Source organism: Kitasatospora sp. NPDC059577, from assembly GCF_042735475.1.
GTDB lineage: Bacteria > Actinomycetota > Actinomycetes > Streptomycetales > Streptomycetaceae > Kitasatospora.
In genome coordinates this window covers 16,596-18,509 of sequence record NZ_JBHWBZ010000049.1, presented here as the reverse complement: position 1 = coordinate 18,509, position 1,914 = coordinate 16,596, and the positions used below count along the sequence as shown (strand labels likewise).

Annotated in this window: 2 protein-coding genes; both read left to right on the top strand. The window is 73.3% G+C overall.

What is annotated here, in order from left to right; genetic code table 11:
• The first annotated feature begins 390 nt into the window (after positions 1–390).
• The gene (locus ACFV0O_RS29715) at positions 391–990 is read left to right on the top strand and encodes a TetR family transcriptional regulator (RefSeq protein ID WP_360255215.1); all 600 of its coding nucleotides are present in this window, start codon (positions 391–393) and stop codon (positions 988–990) included.
• A gap of 65 nt (positions 991–1,055) precedes the next feature.
• On the top strand, positions 1,056–1,790 hold the full coding sequence (locus ACFV0O_RS29710) for a VC0807 family protein (protein ID WP_360255217.1): 735 nt from the start codon (positions 1,056–1,058) through the stop codon (positions 1,788–1,790).
• The last annotated feature ends 124 nt before the right edge of the window (positions 1,791–1,914 follow it).

Genomic DNA, 1,914 nt, shown 5'->3' with positions numbered 1-1,914 from the left:
GCCCGCGCCGGGCCGCCCGAGCGGGCGGCGGGCGCGGGCCCCCCCGCGGGGGCGGCGGCCCGCCCCCGCCGGGCCCCCGCACCAGGATCACCGTCGGGCACGGTCGCGGTAAGAGCGCTCGGAAGCGCGGGGCGCGGGCCGGTGGTCCGGCGAGTCACTTCGGGTGCGAAGCCGCCGCCGCACGCCGTCCGGATCGTCCTCGCACCGCCCGGCCCGCCCCCTCTTCCTCACCCGGCCCGCGCCCTCCGGGCCCTCCCCTCCCCACCTGCCCCGCCCTCTCCCGCACCTTTCCTTGCTCGCCCGCGCAAGTTCTTGCTCAGCCGAGCAAACTGCTCTACAGTCTTGCTCAGGCAAGCAAGAATCTGCTTGCGAGGGCAGGGAGGTGTGGGGATGGGGCGGACGTTCACCGAGTCGGGGCGCCGGGCGCAGATCGTGCAGGCCGCCATCGAGGTGGTCGCCGAACTGGGCTACGCGAAGGCGTCGTTCAGCCGGATCGCGAAGCAGGCCGGGCTGAGCAGCACCGGGATGATCTCGTACCACTTCGCCGGCAAGGACGACCTGATGCACGAGGTCGTCGCCGAGGTGACCCGGGTGACCGGCGAGTTCATGGCGCCCAGGATCGGCGCGGCCGAGGGGGCGCGGGCCCGGCTGCGGGCGTTCATCGAGTCCAATATCGAACTGCTCGCGTTCCGGCCCGGCCACCTGAAGGCGCTGATCGAGGTGCTGCCCAACCTCGGCGGGGACGATCCGGCCGCGGTGGGCTACACGGCCTCCATGCAACTGCTGATGGAGCAGCAGGAGCAGGCGGTCAAGGCGGCCCAGGAGGCGGGCGAGTTCCGGGAGTTCGATGCCCGGCTGATGCTCGTCGCGCTGCGCGGGTCGATCGACGCCGTGGTGCTGCGCTGGGTGGGCGACCAGGACTTCGACGTCGCCGAGGCGGGCCGCGAGCTGGCGGACATCTTCGACCGGGCCACCCGCGCCGAGTCGTAGCGGGACCGCCCGGAACCGGCGGGCGCGGCAGGTCGCACACGGGACAGGACAGGGGAGTGGGAGTCATGGCAGGGGTGAGCGTGATGGGGGAGACCGTGAACGAGCAGGTCCAGCAGGAGGCCGGCGCGGGGACCGGTGCGGAAGCCGGCGGGCAGGGCGCCGTGCCGGGCGCGGACCGCAAGGCGGGCGCCGCCAAGCGGGCGCTGGTCAAGTCGCTGGTCTTCGAACTGGCGCTGCCGCTCGGTGGGTTCTACCTGCTGCACGGCCTCGGGCTCAGCCAGTGGGCCGCGCTCCTGATCAGCGGTCTGCTGCTGGTGCCGTGGCTGGTGCTCGGGATGGTGCGCAGCCGCCGGGTCGAGGTGATGCCGGTCTTCACCCTGCTGATGGTCGCGCTCGGCGCGTTGATGTCGATGGTCAGCGGCAGCCCCCGGGTGCTGCTGGTGCGCGACAGCTGGGTGTTCGGTGTGCTCGGGCTCTGGGTGCTGGGCACCCTGGCGACGCGGCGTCCGTTCATGCTGACCGCGGCGCGTTCGATCGTCGCCGCCAAGCTCGGTGAGGCGGGCGCCGAGGAGTGGGTGGGGCGCTGGGACCACGACGCGGTCTTCCGCCGTCACCTGCGCCTGCTCACCGCCGTCTGGGGCCTGGGGTTCGCGGTGGACGCCGGGATCCGGGTGACGCTGGCCTGCACCCTGCCGGTGGACGCGGTGCCGCTGGTGAACTCGCTGCAGTGGCTGGTGGTGCTGGGCGGGCTGTTCGGCTTCCACTTCTGGTACGTCAACCGTCACGGCCTGAAGGTCTGACGGCCTGAACGCCTGAACGTCCGGAGGGCCTGACGGCCTGACGGTCCGAAGGTCTGACGCCGGGCCGCGGGGGTGGCCGGCGCCTGACCGGGACGCGGACGGGGCGGTGCGCGGGATTCCGCGC